Raw genomic sequence first — 22,220 nt, 5'->3', positions numbered from 1 at the left:
CAGCCCCTGCATCGGACTTTCACCGACAAGCAAGCGCCCATGCTGGGCGCACTAAAAAAACTTGGTTACTTTATTTTGTAACCAAGTTTCTCTGAAATCTTTTGGCTATATTCAATTACTAATTTCCCTAACTCTTCAACTTTATCTTTAGTAATTCTCATTGTAGGACCAGAAACACTTATAGCAGAACATACATCTCCTCTATAATCGAATATTGGAGCACCTACACATCTCACTCCTAGTTCATTTTCCTCATTATCTACAGCATATCCACTTTCTTTAATTAACTCTAACTCTTTCTTTAAAGTTTCTAAATCAGTAATAGTATAATCCGTAAATTTTTTTATAATACTATCATTCCATATTTTTACTATCTCATTATCTGTTAAATGCGCTAATATAGATTTTCCTACAGCTGTACAATATACGGGACTTCTCTTACCTATTTTTGAGTGCATACGTATAGTATTTTTAGATTCTACTTTATCTATATATACAATGTCTGTCCCATCTAAAACTACCAGATGAACTGCTTCATTGGCTTTTTCAACTAGTTCTTTTAAAAAGGGTTTTGCTACAGAAAGTACGTCTATTTTTTCAATATTTTTATTACTTAATTCAAATAGTTTTAAAGTTAGTTTATACTTACTTGTCTTTTCATCCTGTTCTACATACCCCTTATATATTAGAGTTGATAATAATCTATGTATAGTACTCTTATGTAATTGAATCTTCTCACTAATTTCAGTAATCCCTAGACCTGCTTCATAATCAGACAAAACCTCTAGTATAGTTAGGGCTCTATCTACGGATTGTACAACTTCTTTCATATTAAATCTCCTTCCCTAATGTTGTTAATCTTTTAATTTATAAATAAAAAAATAGTTAAATCATATAAATAAATTAGATATTTAAATATTATCACAAACTTTCTATTGTTAAAAGTTTTCCCTAACCTTAGTTAAATTACAATTATTAAAATTATTCTTTTATATATTGTATTATTTTGTATATTTAATAGTTAACATTCCTTCTTTTATTATCATTTTTTCTAATAGGTTACATAATCAAACCACAAAAAAGACCCTAACAAATATGTTAGAGTCGTTATTTATATATTTTTCATTAAAATATAAGTTCTTCTATAGCCTTAGCTACTCCATCATTATCATTTGTATCTGTAACAATGTCTGCTATCTTTTTAGCATCTTCTTCTCCATTTCCCATAGCTACTGCTGTACCTGCAAATTCTAACATAGGTATATCGTTATAATTATCCCCTATTGCTATAACTTGTTCTTTGCTGATATTATAAATCTTACAAAGTTTCTCTAGTGCCTTTCCTTTAGATACCCCTTTGTTCATTATTTCTATATTATCACTCCATGAACTTACGATTTCAATATTTTTATTCTTGCTAAGAACTTTTCTTATGTAATCTAACTTTTCTCTGTCCTTATCTACTGCTACTATTTTGTAAATCTTCAGTTCCTTTTCTTCAACTAACTCCATTGGATTATCAATTATTTCAATGTTGATTCTATCTCCTGGTTTTTGTTTTTTATTCCAATTATAATAACTTGAAGAGCTATAGTTTAATTCCCTTGTATAAAAGTTTTCATTATCGTAAAAATGATAGTAAAAGTCATTTTCTTGTAATGTTTTAATTATTTCTTTAAAGTCAACTGTTTCCATAGGATTCTCATATAATACATTTTTTCTATGATATTCACACACATAAGCTCCATTACATGAAATGATAGGAGTTATTAACCCCAATAATTTAGCATAATATCTAGCTGATGTGAAAATCCTACCAGTTGATATTACTACTTGTACTCCTTTTTCTGTAGCCACTTTGAGTGCCTTTTTATTTCTCTCTGAAATCTCTTTGTTACTATTTAACAAAGTCCCATCCATGTCTATTGCTATAAGCTTATAATTCAATTCCATCACCCTTTTCTTTCAATTTTTCAACATTGTAAATTATAACATATTTATCTATGTTATATATTAATTACCCATTAAGTTTAATATATACAGAAAAACCACAGCTGTTACGCTGTGGTTATAATACATTTAGTAATTCTTCTGTTGACTTTACAACCTTTAATCCTCTTTCTTTCATCATAACTATTAATTCCTTTGCTTTTCCATCTACATAGTCATATTCATCATATTGACTATAATTATCTACTAAATATACTTTTTTTCCTGATTGTAATTCTTCAAATGCTAGCTCTAAATTTTGCATATTACCTCTCCCATAAGGAACACTAGCTAATACTAAAATATCAGCATCTTTTACAACTTTAGTATTTTTTTCATAAGCTTTTTTACTTATTGGAGAAAAGGGCATTTCTTCTATCATTTTTAATGATAACCTCTTACCTAATTCCCAATCTGAATCACCTATGTTTATAACACCCATACTTACTTTGTAACCATTCATATCTAATTTACTGATTATATCTCCACCTGACCCTCCACCACATATTACGTGTATTTTTTCTTTCTTTTCTACTGTATCTTTTTTTGGAGGTAACGGTGTAACAAATAAACTATTTGAAAATGGATTTTCGTTTATAACCATTTTAATTTTATACGCTTCTTCCATATTTTCCTTTGTTATAACTTCATTAGGAGTTCCAATACTAAGTATCTGTCCTTCCTTTAATAATACAATTTTATTGCTAAATCTCGCAGCTAAATCTATATCATGAAGCACCACTACCATAGTCATATTTTGTTCTTTATTTAGTTTCTGTAGCAGATATAGAATCTCCATCTGATGATTTATATCTAAATGCGACGTTGGTTCATCTAATAAGAGTATTTCAGGCTGCTGTGCTAAAGCTCTTGCAATTATTACTCGCTGTCTTTCTCCTCCACTTATCTCTTTTATACTTTTATCACTAAAACCAATAGTATCAGTTGCTTTTAATGCATTAGTGGTAATCTCATAATCTATTTGTTTTTCTCTTTCAAATCTTCCCAAATAAGGACTTCGGCCCATTAACACTACATCAAACACAGTAAAGTCATATGCAATATTAGTATCTTGTGGAACAAAACCTAATTTCTTAGCTAATTCTTTAGGTCTGTAATTCTTCACATCTACCCCATCTATCTTTACAGAACCACTGTTAGGCTTTAGTATTGAAGTAATATTTTTTAGTAATGTTGATTTTCCCGAGCCATTAGGTCCTATAATACTTACAAAATCACCTTTCTCTATATCTAAATTTATACCTTTAAGTATTAATTTATCTCCATAACCAAAATCTAAAGATTCTATCTTAATAGTTTCTGCCATGTTTTCAACTCCTGAAATTAACTAGTCCTTTTCTTTTTTCTTAATAAATATATGAAAAATGGTCCTCCAAATAATGCTGTTATTATTCCCACAGGTATCTCAATAGGTGATATTATAGTTCTTGCTATAGTATCGGCATATGTCATAAAAATACCTCCAACTAGTGCTGATGCAGGTATTAATATTCTATGGTCAGGTCCAACTATTAACCTTACTATATGGGGTATTATTAATCCCACGAAACCTATAATACCACTGACCGACACTGCCATTGCTGTTGTAAAAGCACAAATGAAAAGTATGATTACCTTAACTTTTTCAACTTCAATTCCCATATTTTTAGCTGATTCTTCTCCTGTGAGCATTACATTTAAATCTCGAGCAAAAAAATTAAGAACAACTATAGAAATCATTATAGGCAACGCAACTGGTATTAATTGATTCCAGCTCTTACCTGCAAAACTTCCTAGTGTCCAATATATTATCTTAGTTAAATCTTTACTGTAAATAACCATTAAAAAAGACATTATTGCTGTTAAAAACTGTCCTACTGCTATTCCCGATAACAATAAAGTTGTTACTGGAACTCTATTTTTTACCCTTGAAATAAAAAATACTAAAAATGTTGATACTATAGCTCCAATATAAGCTCCCATAGAAACGCTAGAAAACCCTAGTAAAGAAAGTTTACTTTTAATTATTATAGCTATAGCAGCACCAAGGGCTGCCCCTGATGATATACCGATAACATAAGGGTCTGCCATTGGATTTTTAAATATTCCTTGAAAAGCAGCTCCGACACTTGACAGAGCTGCTCCTACTAATACTCCAAGTAAAATCCTTGGTATCCTAACTTTAAGTATTATGGTCAAATGTGAATCAGGTATTCCTTTTAAATCAATCGTATCTTTCACTACAGGAATTCTTGACCCTACAATTTTTAATGTTTCTAAAATACTAATATCTGCACTTCCTATAGTTGAAAATAAAGCTATGCTAAAGAATAACAATGCGACCAATATTATTATAGTGATACTCCATCTTTGTCGTCTATTTATTTCCATATTAACCCCTACTTTTTAAATAATTCAGGATGTATTGCTTTAGCTATCATCTCTAGTCCATCAACTATTCTAGGTCCAGGTCTTGAAATAATATTTGCATCTAATATATAAACTCTATCGTTCTTTACTGCACTTAATGTTTCATAACCTTCCCTTGACATAATAGACTCTTTTGTTGTTTGACCTCCATTATCAGAGGATATATACACATCAGGATTTCTTTCTATTAACTGTTCTAATTCAAATTGTGGATATAGCCCTTGTGCATCCTTTGCTATATTTTCACCACCTGCTAAAGTTATAAGTTCATCTATAAAGGAACCAGGTCCAGCTGTCATTAATGGGTCATGCCATACTTCATAAAATACTTTAGGTTTGTCTACTTCTTCTACAGTATGTACTATATAATCCATCTTACTCATCATATCCACAGTAGTTTTTGTAGCTGCTACTTGTGTTTGAGTAATCCTACCAATTTCAATAATTAAATCTATAACTTCTTGTATTGATTCTGGTTGATAACTTAATACATTTATTTCTGCATCTCTAAGTCTTTGTATATACTCTTTTTCTTTGTCAGAACCATAATGTAATACTAAATCAGGCTCTAATGCTATTACTTTTTCCACGTCAACTGTCATTGAATCTCCAACAATTTCTTTTGTCTTAGCTTCTTTTGGATAATCACATATACTTGTAACTCCTACTATTGAATCACTTAATCCTAATTTAAAAAGTATTTCTGTATGACTTGGTGCTAAGGAAATTATTCTTTCAGGTTTTTTATCAATTGTTACTTTGTTACCGAAATCATCTTCTACTTCCATTGGATAAGGGCTATCCGTAGTTTCTACCTCTGAACTCTGTTCATCTTTTTCATTTTCTATATATTCTTCTTTAGCTCTTATACAACCTGATAAGAGAGTTGTCCCTAAAATAAGTACCATTAATAATGCTAAAACTTTCTTTGACTTAGTATTCATCTTTATACCTCCCATTTTTGTCGATTGATTATAATATCGTCTTCTAGTGGTTAGTCAATTAGGTTATTTAATAATTTGCTTTGTAACAAAAAAACCCTAGCCTTATGTATAGGGTGGGTCTAATTCTCTTCATATACATTCCTCCCCTCCGAAGGTTATTTAAGCTACCAGGCAGGTCTACTGACTTGTGAATCATATTACTCTCAACGCCTTCCCAGAACTTAGTTCCAGTGGCATATGTTGATTTCATCCTCACTTACAGTAGCGGGGGCTGTAGTGGATTTTCACCACTTTCCCTTTTAAGTTTCTTTCGAAACACCTAATAGCATATTATTAAATTCTAAAATTGTTAAATAATTCAGATTATAATAAAATCATAACAAATATATAGTTTATATTCAATCTAATTTAATTTTATAAATTTACACTGTATATATTACTTGTTGTAAATTCTTTTATTTTTTTTATTTCACCATTTCTATTACTAAAAAATATAACAATATCACTTTCTTTTCCTATCATCGGAATAAAACTTAAATTTATATTTTTCTTAAATGCTAGGTTTATAATTATCCAATAATCATTTTGCCCTATTTGTTTTATACTAATTTCTTTGTCTTTATTCATAGCTTCCTCTAATATTGTCTTTTCTCTATTATCTTTATTAATAGTGATGTTATTTACATTTTTTGCTACGATACTGTAAAAATATTTTGTTTGTATACAATTAGCTACTTTTGCTTTATATAATATTCTCCTGTTTAATATATTTGCTAACAATTCCTTTGAATCCTTTAACATATCTACGTGGTCTGAATATATATATTTCTTGATACCGTATAAACTACTTGCACTATACAATGTAACAGTACCATCCCCTGCACTTGTTTTTACAGAATATAAAGGCATACCATCTGACCAAAGCTTCCTATATTTGTTATGCTTTTGAACACATATATATTTTTCAGTATCTACACCTACTCCTGCTATTTCATAAAGTTTAATTCTTCTTTTATAAATTATTCTTTGGTTTCTATTCAATTTATTTAAAAATTTATTTTCTATATTCATGTTTCTTATTGGAATAAATTCTTTGTGTTTATTTTTAATTTGATAAAACAAATAATCTCCGTAATCGGAAGTTGGTAATAATTCCTGTATAGAAGGAAATAAATCTCTTAATAGTTCTAAGTCATTTCTTTTCTTATATATAATCTTAAAAATCCACAGAAAACTTTCCCTTATTAGCCTGTAAAAAAAATTACCTCTTAAATTTTCATTAGGTAAATGTCCTCCTGCCCAAAAATAGTACGCTTCAACTGAGCCACTATTTGGTGTTCCTAACATTACCAATTTATCTACATCGTATGCATAAAAGTTACTTTGGACATAAGCTCTAGCAACAATTCCTCCCATGCTGTGACAAACTATATCAACTTTTCTCGCTCCTGTTATTTCTTTAGCTTTTTTTATCACAGGTATTAAATATTTTTTAGCACTATATAAATTAGGTTTAGTCCAATCATAATATGCAACAAATAGGTTCTTATTTTCCTCATAGCCCATATACTTAAAATTATCCATGATAGGTCTATAAGCATATTCTGCTAATCCAAAATCAAATTCACCTGTACCAGGAATTATTGCATCCCCCAGTGAGCCAAAAAGACCTGGTATGAACACGATAGGTTTATTATTCTTTCTTATATAATACCTACGCAAAAAGAACATAAATAATCCACTTCCCATAAAATTATATATATCATTTTATGAAGAAGTGGATGTTACTGTTAATATTAAACTAGCTCTTTTTAGCACTTTCTTTAGCCACTCTCCATTGTTCCCTTGTCATTTTCTCTAACCTCAAATTATTTTTTATTTGAGGACTTGATATAGCATTTGAAAACCAAGTAATAGCCTCTTGATATTCACCTAATCTTCTATGTAATTCCCCTATTAAATAAGCAATAGTAGCATCATTACTAGTATCCTGAGTAAAGGTTCCGTTATAATAGAAATCTTTATACTTTTCTAATGAAAATCTCATAAACTTTGTTTCTTCTTCACTTTCAAGGATTCTATATAACCATGTTAATCTTAAGCATATATTAGCTATATGATAACTACTTAGCCCTAATAACTCACCACAATACAGAGCTAATTTGTAACACTCTATTGCTTGTTCTGTGCTTCTTACACCAGAATAATCTCTTTTCTTCCATCTTGTTGTAATCTTATCTTTAATAATTTCTTTCCATTCAGGCCTTATCTTGTTAAAGTTCTTTTCCATAGCTGAATACCCACACTCTGAACATACAAATACATCATACTTAATAGGGTTTTCAGTTTTATAGTATGTCATAAAATCAGTATCCCTTTTTTCTACTCTTAATTTAGAACTTAAAACTTTTTTCGTAGTAAATTCATTGCCACAAATTGGACATTCTACTTTTTTATCATATAATTTGCTCATTTTTAGCCTCCTTGCTATTTCATCCATCGTAATAAATTCAACTCTATATCACTCAATATTTACTTCTTCATTTTCTAAATTTTCTTCTTTAGGTCCTGTTTTTATAATTTGCTTTTTAGGCTTATACAAATCATATGAAACTAGTTCAGTTTCTACTACTTTACCATCCTTTATAGTCGATTTATAGGTTTTAACCTTATAACCATATCTTCCTTTCTGCACAATAACTTTTTCTCCTGGTTTTAAATTAGCATCCTCTTTTATCTCCTGGTCTGGTGATATTTTCTCAGTAATTACTGATTTTATATCTATCTTTTTATTTTTATCATCTTTCTTTCCATATATCGATATTAAAAGTTTCCTATTAGCTGTTTCTGTATGAATATAAACAGGATATTTTTTATTATTTTTAAATTTCAAATCAAGATATCCATAAACTACTGTAGCGTCTCTGCCTTTGGGCACATAAGTTGATGGTATTGAATGATGATATCTCTCTACAATCTCCAAATCTGATAATAACACTGCATTATATAATGTTGTTGAAACTTGACATACTCCTCCGCCTATTGCATCAACAAACTTTCCATTGATTATAACTTTAGCTGTTCTATATCCATCGCTTTTACTTCTCGCTCCTGTAGTTTCATTAAATGAAAATAATTCCCCTGGCAATAACACTATTCCGTCTATAGCTTGAGAGGACAGTTGGATATTATGAACTCTCCCCTGACTGCTACCATAGAAAGAAGTAGTATATTCTCCAAGTTTATCTTTTATCTTACTTAAATTTTCCTTAGTTAGCCTTGGCTTTGTTTCCTGTATTGGAATTTCTACTTCACTTGATAAAAGTATACTATCTTTAATTCTTTTCTCTAAAAGGTCAATCTTTACCTTTCTTCCCATAACTTCAGGTTGTATTTTAAATTTACCTTTGTTAAAACTTATGGTTGCATTTTTACTCTCTTGATTCAAATCTTTAGATATTTTGTTAACCAATTTATATAATTTATCCCGATCATATTTTACGGTCATTTTTATTTCTTTACCATAAATTCTAGTATAGTATATCTCTTTTAATCTATCAATAATACTTCCCTGTCTACCTATTTGATAAGCTTTATTAACAGCTTCATAGTAATCATAAGTAATACCTAAATCTACATATCTAGCATCATAATAATAATCCTTATAAGTTAATTTTAATTGTTTGTTTTCCAATTCTTTTTGTTTTAAAGCTTGTATCTTTTCCAGTGCTTCTTGTCTATTATAACCTTTCAAATCAACTTCTTCAATCTTAACACCATTATATATAGTAGTACTATTTAAAATAAAATAAATACTAATAATAGCTATAATCAATATTACAATGACTGCTATTATTAATATCTTTATTGTTTTCATAGCTTTCCTCCCTTTGATAGCTTTATCCCATTCATTAATATTTATCATTATATTTTTATTAAAAAACTTTATAATATATGAAATATATGACTAATAACAAGCTATCAAAGAGACAAAAAACTAAATCTAATATCATTAGATTTAGTTTATCTAATGATATTAGATTTATATAGTTAACTAAACTTCCTATCCTTTTTCCAATATATTTCTATTTTGTCTCCATCCTTAAGAACTTGTGTATATTCTGCTTTTGCACCATTAACTTTTAAATATAACATTCCCTTTGGTTTAGACAGGTCAAAATCTAAATAGTCAAATATCTTAATAAATAGAAATTTGTCCTCATTATGCTCTATTACTTTATCTTCACCGTTAATATTAAGTCTAATGGTCTTAGTTAAACTATTATTCTCAGCTGATTTTGTATTTTCCTTATAGTCATTAATTTCTTTTGCTGTGATTTCATCTTTATATATTAGCTCTTCATTTTTATATATCATATAACTATCTGGGTTTATATTTAAAGCATCGAAAACTTCACTAACTGTTTTAATTTTATTGACTTGTATTTTATCATATTCTTTTATAGGTATATTTTCACTAACTACATCTCCATTCACTTTCACTTGTTTAATCAAATATACTTTTTCACCATTAAATGTAATATATTCTTTCATATTTATACAGTCAAATAGTCTAGGATTTGGTTTCTTACCAACCGTTGCCTCTTTTACCTGTACAATATCTCCATTTTTAAGTTTTTGCTCTAAATTTGATATCTGATTATTTACATATATCTCTGATGGTTTACCTATTTCTCCTCTTATTCTCAGTTTTTGCTCATTTACAAAGTATATAAAGTCTTCTCCCCTTTTAGGTATTAGATTTCTAGGATTATACCCTACTAACACTAATGCATCTGATACCTTAATGTCTTTAGAGTTAAACAACTTAATTTTTTGTCCATTTACTGTTACTTCTAGAAAGTCCTTATACATATCTTTTACTGCTGTAACTCCTATTCCTATTGGAGTAATAGCATGGGGACCATTCAACTCTTCTGGTATATCGTCAATTTTTTCGATTATATCACTACTTCTTACAACAACTCTTTCTTTTGGTAGTTCAAGATATTCTGCTATATATTCTGATAGTCGTGGTATTTGTCCTCCTCCACCTATAAGAAAAATTGCACTAGGTGCTTTTTCATTATATTTTAATATACTATCTGATATTTCCTTAGCCAGTTTTTTAATATTTTCCTGTATACTATTTAGTATTTCTTCTGTTGTTAAGTTATGTTCAATGCCTACTACATCGTGAAACTTATGATTCTGTTGTTTATTAAGACTAATTTTTAGTTTTTCAGCCGAATCAAAATCTAACAAATAAGTTTTTGCAATAGCTTCTGTAATTTCATCTCCAGCTACAGATGCCATTGCATATGCCACAATAGTTCCATCCTTTGTTATAGCAATATCAGAAGTACCAGCTCCTATGTCTATCAATGCTAAATTTAAAAGCCTTAAATTTTTCTTAATAGCAACATTAATAGCTGCAATAGGCTCTAATGTCATATTTATAACTTCTAATCCCACTCTACTCATAACAGTATATAGGCTATCTACTACTATATGAGGTAAAAATGTAGCAAGTAAATCAACGCCAAGTTTACTTCCTCTATGCCCTTCAGGATTCTCTATAAAATTATTATCAAGATAATAGTTTACTACGGTGTAACCAACACAATAATATTTTGATTCTATATTAGTACTCTCATCTAAAACTTGTTGAGCCTTTTGTATAGCCTCCATCTCTAAACTTTCAACAAGCTTTCTATCAATTTCCCTTGTAGAATCTATTTCTCTATCTAATCTAACTCTCTCTGTCCTTAAAGCTCTACCAGCTGCTGCTATGGCAACTTTGTCTAACTCCATATTTAATTTTTCTTCTAACCTTTCTTTTACTCTTTTTACTATTTGTACTACTCCATTAATATCGTGAATCTGTCCATCGTACATATTTCTTTTGTCATGTTCTTCTATTTCACACGCTAGTATCTTAAAAACTTCATTTTCATATTTTCCTACTATTCCAATAACTGTTCTTGTTCCTATGTCAAGAGCAAAAACTAATTGTTCATTATCTAAATTTGTTACTACATTGGGTACCATTAATAACACCCCTTATCTTATTCTCAACTTTATCTATTCTCTATAAACAGTCTATTTTCCTCTTTTTATGACAAAAAAATATTTTAAAAGCGACAAAAGCCGCTTTTAGTCACAGAGGACAGGTTTTATTTTTCATCTTCTATTACGTCTTTTATTTCATTTACTTTTACGTCTTTTTGTACGCTCTTTTATGCGTTTTTATCTCTTAATTCCTTATAATATAAACAATACTTTGTTAAAGGGCAAATTTCACATTTTGGTTTTCTTGCTTTGCATATTCTTCTTCCGTGGAATATAAGCCAGTGATGAGCTTTAGACCATAAGTTTTTCTGTATATTAGTCATTAAATCTTTTTCTGTATCATCTACGCTATCACTATCAGCTAACCCTATTCTATTTGATACTCTAAACACGTGGGTATCTACTGCAATTGCATCTTTGCCAAACGCATTACTTATAACCACATTAGCTGTTTTTCGTCCTACTCCTGGTAGCTTCATAAGTTCTTCTCTAGTTTGTGGTACCTTACCGTTATATTCATTAACTAGTATTTCGCATGTTTTTAATATATTCCTACTCTTATTTCTATAAAATCCACAACTTTTTATTAATTCCCCTAATTCTTCTTGTGTTAATTCAAGATAATCCTCAGGCTTTTTATACTTTTCAAATAAATCCTTAGTAATTATATTTACTCTTTTATCTGTACATTGTGCCGCCAATATTGTAGCTATCAATAGTTCAAAGGCATTTGTGTAATTGAGTTCTGATTTAGCCTCTGGATAAAGGTCATTTAGTATTTGTAACACTTTATTAATTTCTTTTTTATTCAATATTTTTTTCATATAATTCAGCCTTTCATAGTTTATGGGTGGAAATTAAATTTACATTCCTATTATACCCACTTAATTTCATGAATAACTATAATATTTCTATATGATGACTAATAATCTCTACTCTACTATCATTTTCAATATATTTTAATACCTTTGATATCATACTATTAGCATGAGATGTGCTATTAGAAACACATGCAAATCCTATAACTGACTTTCTCCAAGTATCATGTAAATCTACTTCACAAATAGATACATTATATCTAGACTGTATCCTTGCTATTATACTCTTTATTACATGTCTTTTTTCCTTCAATGAATTTGCTTCATATATTAATAATTCTATCTCACAGGAACCAATTATCATGATGTCACCTCTAATACACATTATTTTAAATTCTTATTAATTAAATAATATCACTTTTATATTAAAATCATAAAAATCGTCTATAAACTTTTAAGTCATAGACGATTTTCTATAATGAGAACCGATATTTAAAAAGCTTTTATTTTCAAAGCAACAATGTTTATTCATTTTGTTATGTCTTTTGTACAAGCTTCCTTCTTCTACTAAATCAAACAAATAGCCTTCTAGCTTAGCCAATCTTACACAACCTATTTTTCTCTCATTAAGTGGAATATCTATCGTTAGATTTTCAATAATCTTAACAGGTTTTTTACCTAGTGCTATTATACTATGTCCTAATAAAAGAGCCTCCTGAATATCATGTGTAACAAATACTATTGTCTTTTTTTGTTTCTCCCAAAGCTTCTTTATTAATTCTACCATTTTAAATCTTAGTGGTGCATCTAATCCTTTAAATGGCTCATCCATAAGAAGCAAATTCCCTGGAACTGCAAACCCTCTTGCTAAAGCTAACCTTTGCTTCATACCACCGCTCATCTGATTTGGATAGTATTCTTTATAATCTAGCAATTCTACAGCATCAAGCCAACCATCAATATATTCATCTAATTTATTCTTCTCTATTTTATTATCTAAAACAAATTTCATATTATCTTTTACTGTTTTCCACGGTAAAAGTCTTGGACTTTGAAATACATAACTTACAATTTTATCATTTAAATTTAAAATTTCTCCTGAATCAGGAATTAAAAGTTCTGATAAAAGATTTAAAATAGTTGACTTTCCACTACCCGACGGACCGATTATGCATGTTATTTCATTATGAGGTATCTGTAAGTTAAAATTTTCCAATATTTTGGTATCATCATAACTTTTAGTTATATTTTTTAACTGTATTGCCTTCATTCTTTTTCCACCTTCCTACATAATTAGACACTCTAGTTAAAATAAATTGAAACAGATACCCTATTAATACAATATATACAGTAAGGGCTAATATATGGTCAGTAGCCAAAGAATCTCTAGCATATGACATCCTTGCTCCTATACCCGTTTGCACTGTTAATAATTCTGCCATAATTACCGTTTTCCATGTAATTCCTAAAGCTACTTTTGCACCTGCTAAAATATACGGAACTACCGAAGGTAAATAAATATCTTTTATGACTTTTTTTCTTCTTATCTTAAATACTGCTGCCATCTCCATTAATTCATTATCAATGTTGTTAAGACCTTCTAAAGTATTTAATATAATTATTGGGAGAATTGTTATTATAATAATAAATATAACTATTTGAGAATTAAGTGAGAACCACATCATAGCTAAAAGTATCCAAGATATTCTAGGCACACTTTGAAAAACAACAACATAAGGATAAAAAATTTTGTTTAAAACCTTATTACTGTATAATATAATACCTATTCCAATCCCCAGTATCATAGCTATAAAATAAGCTGATATACCTCTAAAAATAGTAAGAGATAAATCTAATATGAAAGTATTATCAGTAATATAGCTTATCATTATTTTAAATACTTCAGTTAATGAAGGTATTATTATAGGGGGATAAATATATGATAATAGTTGCCAAATAGCCAAAATAATGACTAAAGAAACCATCTGGATTCTTTTATCTTTTAAAATCATATTTATTACTCCTTTTAGTAATGCTATTCATTCTGTAATCCACTATAAAAATCATCATCTGGAATCTTGTTACCAATCATTGATGGATTAAACTTTAACCATTGATTATAATAAGATTTCAATTCAGATTTCGTTTTTGTACTATCAATTAATTCAAGCTCCATATTATTTAAAGCTTCCTCTATTACTTCTACTGGCATACCTTTAAGATACTTAGCCCCTAGCTTTGCAGCTTCTTTAGGATTTTCTTTTACCCATTTTATAGCATCACTATATTTTTCATTGAAAACTGATACTAACTGAGGATGGTTACTTATAAATTCACTTCTAGATACCACACCTGCAAAAGGTACTCTATTCCCATATATTTTTTTCCATTCTTCATCTAAATTTGATACTATGATAGTGTTATCTTTTTTATGTTTTACTTGACTAACAAAAGGTTCTCTTAAAGTAAAAAATTCAATATCTTTAAGGTCATTAATCACAAGCTGAGATAATTCCTTTAAATTCATATACTTAAGTTTTATATCTTCATTAGGTTTAATTCCTTTATTACTTAATATAGAACTTAATACAAATTCAACAGGTCCACCTTTTTTTGATGTCCAAATGGTTTTTCCATTTATATCATCTATTGATTGTATTTCACTTTTATTAGACATTAGAAAAAAAGTAGCTCCATAATTAGCATTTATTATTTTTACAGGAATATCCTTGTTATATAATTTAGCGGCTTCTTGTACAGATAACATAGCCATATCTATATTCTTCTTCATTAGCATAGCTGTAACTTCTTGTCTAGTTTTATGAATAGATACATCAAGATTTATATTTTCACCCAGTAGCTCCTTTTCCATCATATAAAATAAAGGGATACTATTAGGTGCAAAAGGAGTTGACAACTTTATATCTACTGTTTCAGCAGTCTTTACATCTGTTTTATTTTGTTTTTCTAAACTATCAGAATTATTCTGACCTTGCCCACTACATGCAGTAATTAAAAAAATCATTAAAAAAATTAGCGATAATGCTTTTATTTTGTTTTTCATATACTTTTCCCCTCTCTTGTATTAATGTTAAATTATAAAGCTTTGTAATTGATAATTATTCTCAATTATATTTATCTTAGTTACATAGTATCAGAAGCAAACTTATATGTCAATATAAAAAAAGTGAGTGAAATGGACCTTTAGAAAAAATGAATAACCAGTCACCCTTAAAATTTTAATAAATTTATAGTAACTCTCATTTAAATGTGAGCTATTTGGTGGGGATATCTACATCCATCACCACAAAATAAGAGGTGCCTCATGGGCACCTTTGTATTATTTTAATATATTCATTTCTTTTCCTACTTTTTCAAATATGTCAACTGCTCTGTCTAGTTGTTCTTTGGTATGTCCAGCAGTCACCATACATCTTACTCTACCAGTTCCTTTTGGTACAGTTGGGAATACAATACCTGATACGAATACTCCATTTTCAAATAATTTTCTACTAAATTCCATAGTCTTAGCTTCATCACCAATGATAACTGGTGTTATTGGAGTCTGACTATTTCCTGTATCAAATCCTAATTTGCCAAGCTTTTGTTTGAAGTACTTGGCATTATCCCATAATCTGTCTGTATATTCTGTGCTTTCCATAAGCATCTTAATTGCTTCAATAATTGCACCAACAGCTGCAGGTGGTAGTGAAGTACTGAATAATATTGGTCTACCTCTGTGGTTTAACCACTCTTGCATAGTATTGCTACCAGCTACATATCCACCAACAACTCCAATAGCTTTTGATAATGTGCCTATACTGAAGTCAACTCTTCCGTGTAGATTGAAGTGGTCAACAGTACCTCTACCACTTTCTCCTAATACTCCTGAGCCATGAGCATCGTCAACATAAGTCATAGCTTCATATTTTTCTGCTAACTCAACTATTTCAGGAAGTTTTGCTATATCTCCATCCATACTGAAAACACCATCAGTAATAATTAATATATTTTCATATTTGTCTCTGTTTTCTTTTAATACCTTTTCTAGATGATCCATATCAGAATGCTTAAATATTGCTTTATCCGCTCTGCTTAATCTTGTTCCGTCAATGATACTAGCATGATTAAGCTCATCAGATACTATTAAATCACCTTTTCCTGTTATAGCTTGTATGGTACCTGCATTACAGTTAAATCCTGACTGAAATACCATAGCTGCTTCTTCTCTTTTAAACTTAGCTAATATTTCTTCTAGTTCTTCGTGGATATCCATATTTCCTATTATTGTTCTTACTGCACCTGCTCCTGCTCCATATTTTTCAACAGCTGCTATTGCTGCCTTCTTTAATCTTGGATGATTTGCAAATCCTAAGTAGTTATTAGATGATAAATTAATTACCTTTTTGCCATTTAGTATTACTTCTGCTTCATTTGGTCCTTCTAATACTGGTAATTTTCTATATACTCCTTGGTCCTTTAATTCTTGAATCTTTTCTTTTAAAAAGTTAAGTTCATGTACACTGCTCATTTATATGTACCTCCTTTTTATTTATAAAATAAAGTTTTGTTAACGTTTCCATTGTGTTGCTTCAATTTCTTCAATAACATTTATTCTTATTATAATTATACTATAACAGTTTCTTTTCTCCTGCTTATCTCAAGCAGTATTAATTTTTCTTAATACTTTTTGTTTGTATTTTAGAATTTATTTCTTTAACACCTATATTGTACCACATATAAACAATATCGTTAAGAAAAATACAAACTTTCATTATAATACATTAAGTTAATTTATTTTCTACTTTAAAATACTTTAGTAATTTTTCTAATTCTTCTTTAACTTCTTTATCCTTCTCAAGTTGTAATCTTTGTTTTAATAATTCCTTTCCTCTTTTTATATCTATCTTTAATATAGCCCAAGCAGCATATTCTCTAATCATAGGACTTGGGTCGTTTAGCTGTTTTTCAATTAGGTCTAAATATTTCTTATCACCGATATTGCCTAAAGCAATAATAGCATTTCTTTTTAAAATATTTTTTCCTCTCCAGCTTCCTGATATGTGTCCATACTTTTTTTTGAATTCTTTATTAGATATTTTTAACAACTCTAATAAATCTAGATACCCACTAGTTTTATGAGGAATAAATTCTTTAATCTGTCCTTTCTTTACATTTTTATTTTTAGGGCATACTAACTGACAAGTATCACACCCATATATTTTAACCCCCATTTTATCTCTTAATTCATATGGTATTCTCTTTTTTGTTTGAGTTAAATAAGATACACATCGTGTTGCATTAATTTTATAATCTTCTTGTATGGCATTTGTAGGACACGCATCAATACAGAGTCTACAATCTTCACACTTTGATTTTAGTGAATTATCCTTTTGTAAATCTAAATCAGTTAATATATATCCTAAAAAAATAAAAGAACCAAATTCATCATTAATAATAGAGCAATTTTTTCCATACCATCCTATTCCTGATTTTTCAGCTATATATCTATCAATAAGTGGTCCTGTATCAACAAAAGCTTTATAATCAAAATCAATAATTTTTCTTATTTCTTCTACTAATAGCTGTATTTTCTCTTTTACTACTTTATGATAGTCTATACCCCATGAAGATTTAGATAATCTTCCTACTAATTTATTGTCTCTTTTTAATTTAAAATCAACATTATATGACAATCCTATAACTATAATTGATTTAGCGCTGGGCAAATGGAGTTTTGGATTATACCTCTTCTCTAAATCTTCCTCTTCAAATTCAGTATGAAACCCTTTTTCTTTTCTTTGTATAAGGAATTCTTTCACCTCATCAAATGGTTCTGCATCTGTGAAACCAATTATATCGATTCCTATCCCTTTTGCTTTATCTATTATATAATCCTTTAAATTCATTACACATTCCCCTTTATATTCGAAAAAATATTTGTTATATTTAATTTACTATAAAATTTGGGAGGCATAAAAGTGAAAAAATGGTATAACAAACTTTTTCTTAATTCCGTACGTAAAGCAGTAGAAAAATTTAATATGATAGAAGACAATGATAACATATTAGTTGGTATTTCTGGTGGCAAAGACAGTAGCTTCTTACTTTATACCTTAATCCAATTACGTCAAGCATCATATCTTAATTTTAACATAACTGGAGTTCATATTGACCTGGGCTTTAAAATAAATCTTAGTGAAATAGAAAACTTTTGTAAAAAAAATAATGTTGAATTAATTGTTGAAAAAACTGATATAGGAAATAGAATTTTTAATTCTGATAAAAATCCATGTTATTTGTGTTCTAAACTAAAAAGAGGTGCTTTATCTAGAATTGCATTAAAATATAAATTTAATAAAATAGCCCTTGGTCATCATAGTACTGATGCAGTAGAAACATTCTTACTAAACTTAATTTATACTGGAAAGTTAGGCTCTTTTAAACCTAATACTTATAATGAAGAAAAAAATATTCATGTTATACGACCTTTAATCTATGTTAATGAGGAAACTATTGAAAAAGTGGTAGAATTAGAGCAACTACCTTTAGCAGCCGGTGGTATATGTCCAGTTGATAAAAAAACTAAACGAGAAGAAATGAAACAATTACTTACACAACTAAAAAACTTATATCCTGATATTGAAAGTAAAACAATTAAAGCCTTAGAAAATATTGATACCAATAATTTATGGAATTAAATTATTCACCTATTGTACATTTAAATATTATCATTAAAATTAAACCGAGGATAAATCCATATGTAGCTAACATTTCATTGCCACCTCCATGACTTTCTGGAATAAGTTCATGGGATACAACATAAAACATAGCCCCAGCTGTTAGTGCTAATATAAAAGGTAATATATTTTCTATAAAACCTACTGCTACTAATCCAATAGCAGCTGCTATTGGCTCTCCAATTCCTGTTAAAAAAGAAAACAATACCATTTTTTTCTTCGAAGCTCCTGCTTCTTTTAATGATGCTGCAACTACTAGACCCTCAGGTATATTCTGTATCCCCATAGCCAAGGCTAAGTTCAACCCTGATGCTACATCTCCAGAGCCATATCCTACTCCAACAGCAAATCCCTCAGGCGTATTATGTATAGCAACAGCTATTCCCAATAGTAGAGTTTTTTTTAATGCATCATTCTTACTGCTATTAAATTGATTCGTATGAGTATGGGGTACTACATACTCAATAAAAGTCAATAACAAAGTCCCTGCTATGATACCACCTGTAATACAAAGCAAACTCCCTTTTTGCATTGCTGGACGTATTAAATTAAATGAACTAGCAAACACCATAACTCCACCAGCAAAGCCTAATAACCCATCTTTAACACCTATTGGAACTTTTTTAAATAACAGTAATGGCAATGAACCTATGCCAGTACAAAGTCCTACAATTATACTTGCTATTATCCCTTGCATGTATTAACCTCCTATCCAAATATGTATATATTATCCTTTGTTATATCTATCTTTATACACAATTTGGATAAAGGCGGAAAAAAAGCGAGCATAGCTCACTTTTTTGTGGTATTTTTCTATACATTTCTTAATAATTCTATTTCTTCTTTATATCCTTCTAAATCGTTAGGTGTTTCTAACAGAAAAGGTAAATGTTTTAATTGAGGATGTGTAATAATTTTGTTTATAGCTTCTAACCCAATAGTACCTTTTCCTATTTTTTCATGTCTATCTTTTTTACTATTAAAATCCTTCATACTATCGTTAAGGTGTATAGCCTTAAGTCTATCTAGTCCTATGATATCATCAAATTTCTGTAATACATCATCTAAATCATTAACTATATCATAACCCGCTGAATAGATGTGACAAGTATCAAGGCACACCCCCATTAACTCTGAATACTTAACCTTGTCAATTATTTCCTTAATTTGTTCAAATGTATAGCCCACTTCTGTACCTTTACCAGACATTGTTTCTAATAAAATCGTAGTACTTTCATTCCCTGTTAATATTTCATTAAGTCCTTCTGTAATTCTATTAATTCCGTATTCTACACCCTTTTTCAAATGGTTCCCTGGATGAAATGTATATAAATCACATGGAATTTCCTCTAATCTCTTTAAATCATCTGCTAAAGTCATTTTTGCGAATTCCCAGATTCTCTCTTTATGTGAAGCCATATTCAATGTATATGGAGCATGAGCTAATAATGGACCAAAGCTATGTTCTACCATAATATCTTTTAACTTTTTTACATCTTCTGCATTTATTTCTTTAGCTTTTCCTCCCCTTGGATTTCTAGTAAAAAACTGAAATGTATTAGCTCCTATACTTAAAGCTTGTTTACCTGCCTCTTCATATCCTTTTGATATTGATAAATGACATCCTAGGTGCATATGTATCTCTCCCTTTAACCTTATTTTAAATAAAATTATATCAAAACTATCTATTTATTACTATTTACTTGGTTACAAATCAATTGTTGTTCTTAATTTTTAATTATTTCTATAGATGTTTATAACAAACACATTATATGTTATAATCTTATTAGTTTATGATAGAAAGGGTAATAATATGCCTAAATTAGGAAAAAAATTCTGGAAAAAATTCGATTTCACATTACTTATAACAGTTATTTTATTAAATATAATTGGTATAATAATGATAAAAAGTGCTGCTCCTGATACTCAGCACTTAAAAATGCAAGCAATAGCATTTACTTTAGGTATTTTTGCTATAGTATTTTTTACGTTCTTTAACTATGAAACCTTTGGTAAATTATATATACCTATATATATATTTAGTAATTTGCTATTAGTAGCTGTTTTGATATTTGGATTTGGTGAGGAACAATGGGGTGCTAGGAGCTGGTTAGCTATAGGTAGCTTTACATTTCAGCCTTCAGAAATAGCTAAATTCGGTATTATAATTTCCGTAGCTAAATTTATTGATAAAAATAAAGAACAAATAAATGAAATTGGAACTTTAATAAAAATATTAATCTTTGCTTTTATACCAGTAGGACTTATACTAATGCAACCAGACTATGGTACAGCATTTGTGTTTATCTTCTTTATTTTTATAATGATATTTACTGCTGGTCTTGATTATAAATATGTATTATACGCAGCTATTGCTGGTATTATAAGTTCACCTGCTTTATGGTTTACTTTAAAACCATATCAACGGGATAGAATATTAGATTTTTTTAACCCTAGTCGTGACCCTATGGGATCAGGATACCAAGTTATTCAATCTAAAATGGCCATAGGTTCTGGAAAAATATTCGGAAGAGGATTATTTCATGGAAAACTGACTCAATCTAAATATATTCCTCAACAACATACAGATTTTATTTTTGCAGTAATAGGCGAAGAATTAGGTTTCATAGGTGGACTAGCTGTACTACTCTTATATTTCATAATGATTTATCGTCTTATCAAAATAGCTAGAAATGCAAAGGATTTATTCGGTTCACTTATAGTCATAGGTATAGCTTCTATGATGATATTTCATATATTTGAAAACATAGGTATGACAATGGGATTAACTCCCGTTACAGGAATTCCTCTTCCTTTTTTAAGTTATGGAGGAACATTCCTTTTAGCTAATATGGTTAGTATAGGAATTGCTTTAAGTGTTGCTACTAAAAAAGATGGGATTAATTTTTAGAGGTGCTAAACAAGCATCTCTTTTTTAATACAAAATCTAAAAAAGGGTACACTAATAATATCAATTATATTTAGGAGTTGATATTATGGAAAAAAACGTTGGCGATGTTGACGCTTATCTTAGAATAACAGGAGGATTAACAGTTTTAGGTTTAGGTATAATGAAGAAATCTAGTCTTTTGGTAGGTTTAGGAGCTATGAAGGTGGCAGAAGGAGTTACTAGATTTTGTCCTTTACTTTACATAACTGGTTATTCAACAAATCACAATAAAACACAGGTACCTGTATTTTCAAAAACCTTTACTAATGATAAATAT

The 22,220-nt window shown here is 29.2% G+C and carries 21 protein-coding genes and 1 riboswitch; of the genes, 3 read left to right on the top strand and 18 right to left on the bottom strand.

The genetic code is table 11. From position 1 onward, the window contains the following. Nucleotides 1–65 precede the first annotated feature (65 nt). From L21TH_RS10300 to queG, 16 genes are all read right to left on the bottom strand, one after another. On the bottom strand, nucleotides 66–830 hold the full coding sequence (locus tag L21TH_RS10300; RefSeq protein WP_006315503.1) for an IclR family transcriptional regulator: 765 nt from the start codon (nucleotides 828–830) through the stop codon (nucleotides 66–68). A gap of 295 nt (nucleotides 831–1,125) precedes the next feature. Beyond that, nucleotides 1,126–1,953, bottom strand: coding sequence for a Cof-type HAD-IIB family hydrolase (locus tag L21TH_RS10295; protein WP_034429896.1), 828 nt, complete (start codon nucleotides 1,951–1,953; stop codon nucleotides 1,126–1,128). Nucleotides 1,954–2,068: 115 nt separating this feature from the next. Beyond that, nucleotides 2,069–3,316, bottom strand: a complete 1,248-nt coding sequence (locus tag L21TH_RS10290) for an ABC transporter ATP-binding protein (RefSeq protein WP_006315496.1) — start codon at nucleotides 3,314–3,316, stop codon at nucleotides 2,069–2,071. A gap of 17 nt (nucleotides 3,317–3,333) precedes the next feature. Beyond that, nucleotides 3,334–4,380: a FecCD family ABC transporter permease gene (locus L21TH_RS10285; protein ID WP_006315494.1), complete on the bottom strand. Its 1,047-nt coding sequence runs from the start codon at nucleotides 4,378–4,380 to the stop codon at nucleotides 3,334–3,336. An 8-nt stretch (nucleotides 4,381–4,388) separates the two neighbouring features. Continuing rightward, nucleotides 4,389–5,363, bottom strand: coding sequence for an ABC transporter substrate-binding protein (locus tag L21TH_RS10280; RefSeq protein WP_006315491.1), 975 nt, complete (start codon nucleotides 5,361–5,363; stop codon nucleotides 4,389–4,391). A 153-nt stretch (nucleotides 5,364–5,516) separates the two neighbouring features. After that, nucleotides 5,517–5,701, bottom strand: a riboswitch (cobalamin riboswitch). 76 nt (nucleotides 5,702–5,777) lie between these two features. Continuing rightward, nucleotides 5,778–7,112: a lipase family alpha/beta hydrolase gene (locus L21TH_RS10275; RefSeq protein WP_081627960.1), complete on the bottom strand. Its 1,335-nt coding sequence runs from the start codon at nucleotides 7,110–7,112 to the stop codon at nucleotides 5,778–5,780. 52 nt (nucleotides 7,113–7,164) lie between these two features. Continuing rightward, a complete protein-coding gene (locus L21TH_RS10270; protein ID WP_006315487.1) occupies nucleotides 7,165–7,836 on the bottom strand; it encodes a DUF2225 domain-containing protein in 672 nt (223 codons plus the stop codon). A 48-nt stretch (nucleotides 7,837–7,884) separates the two neighbouring features. Beyond that, nucleotides 7,885–9,240 carry a VanW family protein gene (locus L21TH_RS10265; RefSeq protein WP_006315485.1) on the bottom strand — a complete coding sequence of 452 codons (1,356 nt, stop codon included), beginning with the start codon at nucleotides 9,238–9,240 and terminating at the stop codon, nucleotides 7,885–7,887. Between the two features lie 173 nt (nucleotides 9,241–9,413). Then, nucleotides 9,414–11,414 carry a cell division FtsA domain-containing protein gene (locus L21TH_RS10260; RefSeq protein WP_006315483.1) on the bottom strand — a complete coding sequence of 667 codons (2,001 nt, stop codon included), beginning with the start codon at nucleotides 11,412–11,414 and terminating at the stop codon, nucleotides 9,414–9,416. A 188-nt stretch (nucleotides 11,415–11,602) separates the two neighbouring features. Continuing rightward, on the bottom strand, nucleotides 11,603–12,259 hold the full coding sequence (gene nth / locus L21TH_RS10255; RefSeq protein ID WP_006315481.1) for an endonuclease III: 657 nt from the start codon (nucleotides 12,257–12,259) through the stop codon (nucleotides 11,603–11,605). A 76-nt stretch (nucleotides 12,260–12,335) separates the two neighbouring features. Further along, nucleotides 12,336–12,617, bottom strand: a complete 282-nt coding sequence (locus L21TH_RS10250; RefSeq protein WP_006315479.1) for a DUF503 domain-containing protein — start codon at nucleotides 12,615–12,617, stop codon at nucleotides 12,336–12,338. A gap of 90 nt (nucleotides 12,618–12,707) precedes the next feature. Further along, the gene (locus L21TH_RS10245) at nucleotides 12,708–13,523 is read right to left on the bottom strand and encodes an ABC transporter ATP-binding protein (RefSeq protein ID WP_006315478.1); all 816 of its coding nucleotides are present in this window, start codon (nucleotides 13,521–13,523) and stop codon (nucleotides 12,708–12,710) included. Continuing rightward, the gene (locus L21TH_RS10240) at nucleotides 13,492–14,265 is read right to left on the bottom strand and encodes an ABC transporter permease (protein WP_006315477.1); all 774 of its coding nucleotides are present in this window, start codon (nucleotides 14,263–14,265) and stop codon (nucleotides 13,492–13,494) included. The genes L21TH_RS10245 and L21TH_RS10240 overlap by 32 nt, the downstream gene beginning before the upstream one ends. Before the next feature lie 23 nt (nucleotides 14,266–14,288). After that, a complete protein-coding gene (locus tag L21TH_RS10235; protein ID WP_006315476.1) occupies nucleotides 14,289–15,317 on the bottom strand; it encodes an ABC transporter substrate-binding protein in 1,029 nt (342 codons plus the stop codon). Between the two features lie 276 nt (nucleotides 15,318–15,593). Then, on the bottom strand, nucleotides 15,594–16,784 hold the full coding sequence (locus L21TH_RS10230; RefSeq protein ID WP_006315475.1) for a glycine C-acetyltransferase: 1,191 nt from the start codon (nucleotides 16,782–16,784) through the stop codon (nucleotides 15,594–15,596). Between the two features lie 253 nt (nucleotides 16,785–17,037). Then, the gene (gene queG, locus L21TH_RS10225; RefSeq protein WP_006315473.1) at nucleotides 17,038–18,162 is read right to left on the bottom strand and encodes a tRNA epoxyqueuosine(34) reductase QueG; all 1,125 of its coding nucleotides are present in this window, start codon (nucleotides 18,160–18,162) and stop codon (nucleotides 17,038–17,040) included. Between the two features lie 72 nt (nucleotides 18,163–18,234). On the opposite strand from queG, the gene L21TH_RS10220 reads away from it, so the two are divergent. Beyond that, entirely contained in the window at nucleotides 18,235–18,954 is a 720-nt protein-coding gene (locus L21TH_RS10220; protein WP_006315466.1) for a tRNA lysidine(34) synthetase, read from the top strand. 1 nt (nucleotide 18,955) lies between these two features. Here the strand turns inward: L21TH_RS10220 and L21TH_RS10215 are convergent, their stop codons facing one another. After that, entirely contained in the window at nucleotides 18,956–19,690 is a 735-nt protein-coding gene (locus L21TH_RS10215; RefSeq protein ID WP_006315464.1) for a ZIP family metal transporter, read from the bottom strand. Nucleotides 19,691–19,806: 116 nt separating this feature from the next. Beyond that, entirely contained in the window at nucleotides 19,807–20,628 is an 822-nt protein-coding gene (locus tag L21TH_RS10210; RefSeq protein WP_006315463.1) for a deoxyribonuclease IV, read from the bottom strand. A 115-nt stretch (nucleotides 20,629–20,743) separates the two neighbouring features. On the opposite strand from L21TH_RS10210, the gene rodA reads away from it, so the two are divergent. Together rodA and L21TH_RS10200 are read left to right on the top strand one after the other, a co-directional pair. Further along, on the top strand, nucleotides 20,744–21,904 hold the full coding sequence (gene rodA, locus L21TH_RS10205; protein WP_242826521.1) for a rod shape-determining protein RodA: 1,161 nt from the start codon (nucleotides 20,744–20,746) through the stop codon (nucleotides 21,902–21,904). Between the two features lie 85 nt (nucleotides 21,905–21,989). Beyond that, the coding region (locus tag L21TH_RS10200) for a YgaP family membrane protein (protein WP_034429895.1) at nucleotides 21,990–22,220 on the top strand (231 nt) is incomplete at its 3' end.

This window comes from Caldisalinibacter kiritimatiensis (assembly GCF_000387765.1).
Classification (GTDB): domain Bacteria; phylum Bacillota; class Clostridia; order Tissierellales; family Caldisalinibacteraceae; genus Caldisalinibacter; species Caldisalinibacter kiritimatiensis.
This window is presented reverse-complemented; position numbering and strand designations above follow the sequence as displayed.

What these genes read in the sequence shown, in the direction of transcription:
- L21TH_RS10290 (WP_006315496.1), bottom strand. Translation starts at nt 3,316, where the DNA reads ATGGCAGAAACTATTAAGATAGAATCTTTAGATTTTGGTTATGGAGAT.
- L21TH_RS10280 (WP_006315491.1), bottom strand. Translation starts at nt 5,363, where the DNA reads ATGAATACTAAGTCAAAGAAAGTTTTAGCATTATTAATGGTACTTATT.
- L21TH_RS10240 (WP_006315477.1), bottom strand. Translation starts at nt 14,265, where the DNA reads ATGATTTTAAAAGATAAAAGAATCCAGATGGTTTCTTTAGTCATTATT.
- L21TH_RS10210 (WP_006315463.1), bottom strand. Translation starts at nt 20,628, where the DNA reads ATGCACCTAGGATGTCATTTATCAATATCAAAAGGATATGAAGAGGCA.
- L21TH_RS10300 (WP_006315503.1), bottom strand. Translation starts at nt 830, where the DNA reads ATGAAAGAAGTTGTACAATCCGTAGATAGAGCCCTAACTATACTAGAG.
- L21TH_RS10265 (WP_006315485.1), bottom strand. Translation starts at nt 9,240, where the DNA reads ATGAAAACAATAAAGATATTAATAATAGCAGTCATTGTAATATTGATT.
- L21TH_RS10230 (WP_006315475.1), bottom strand. Translation starts at nt 16,784, where the DNA reads ATGAGCAGTGTACATGAACTTAACTTTTTAAAAGAAAAGATTCAAGAA.
- L21TH_RS10245 (WP_006315478.1), bottom strand. Translation starts at nt 13,523, where the DNA reads ATGAAGGCAATACAGTTAAAAAATATAACTAAAAGTTATGATGATACC.
- L21TH_RS10285 (WP_006315494.1), bottom strand. Translation starts at nt 4,380, where the DNA reads ATGGAAATAAATAGACGACAAAGATGGAGTATCACTATAATAATATTG.
- L21TH_RS10250 (WP_006315479.1), bottom strand. Translation starts at nt 12,617, where the DNA reads ATGATAATTGGTTCCTGTGAGATAGAATTATTAATATATGAAGCAAAT.
- nth (WP_006315481.1), bottom strand. Translation starts at nt 12,259, where the DNA reads ATGAAAAAAATATTGAATAAAAAAGAAATTAATAAAGTGTTACAAATA.
- rodA (WP_242826521.1), top strand. Translation starts at nt 20,744, where the DNA reads ATGTTTATAACAAACACATTATATGTTATAATCTTATTAGTTTATGAT.
- L21TH_RS10275 (WP_081627960.1), bottom strand. Translation starts at nt 7,112, where the DNA reads ATGGGAAGTGGATTATTTATGTTCTTTTTGCGTAGGTATTATATAAGA.
- L21TH_RS10260 (WP_006315483.1), bottom strand. Translation starts at nt 11,414, where the DNA reads ATGGTACCCAATGTAGTAACAAATTTAGATAATGAACAATTAGTTTTT.
- L21TH_RS10235 (WP_006315476.1), bottom strand. Translation starts at nt 15,317, where the DNA reads ATGAAAAACAAAATAAAAGCATTATCGCTAATTTTTTTAATGATTTTT.
- queG (WP_006315473.1), bottom strand. Translation starts at nt 18,162, where the DNA reads ATGAATTTAAAGGATTATATAATAGATAAAGCAAAAGGGATAGGAATC.
- L21TH_RS10270 (WP_006315487.1), bottom strand. Translation starts at nt 7,836, where the DNA reads ATGAGCAAATTATATGATAAAAAAGTAGAATGTCCAATTTGTGGCAAT.
- L21TH_RS10215 (WP_006315464.1), bottom strand. Translation starts at nt 19,690, where the DNA reads ATGCAAGGGATAATAGCAAGTATAATTGTAGGACTTTGTACTGGCATA.
- L21TH_RS10295 (WP_034429896.1), bottom strand. Translation starts at nt 1,953, where the DNA reads ATGGAATTGAATTATAAGCTTATAGCAATAGACATGGATGGGACTTTG.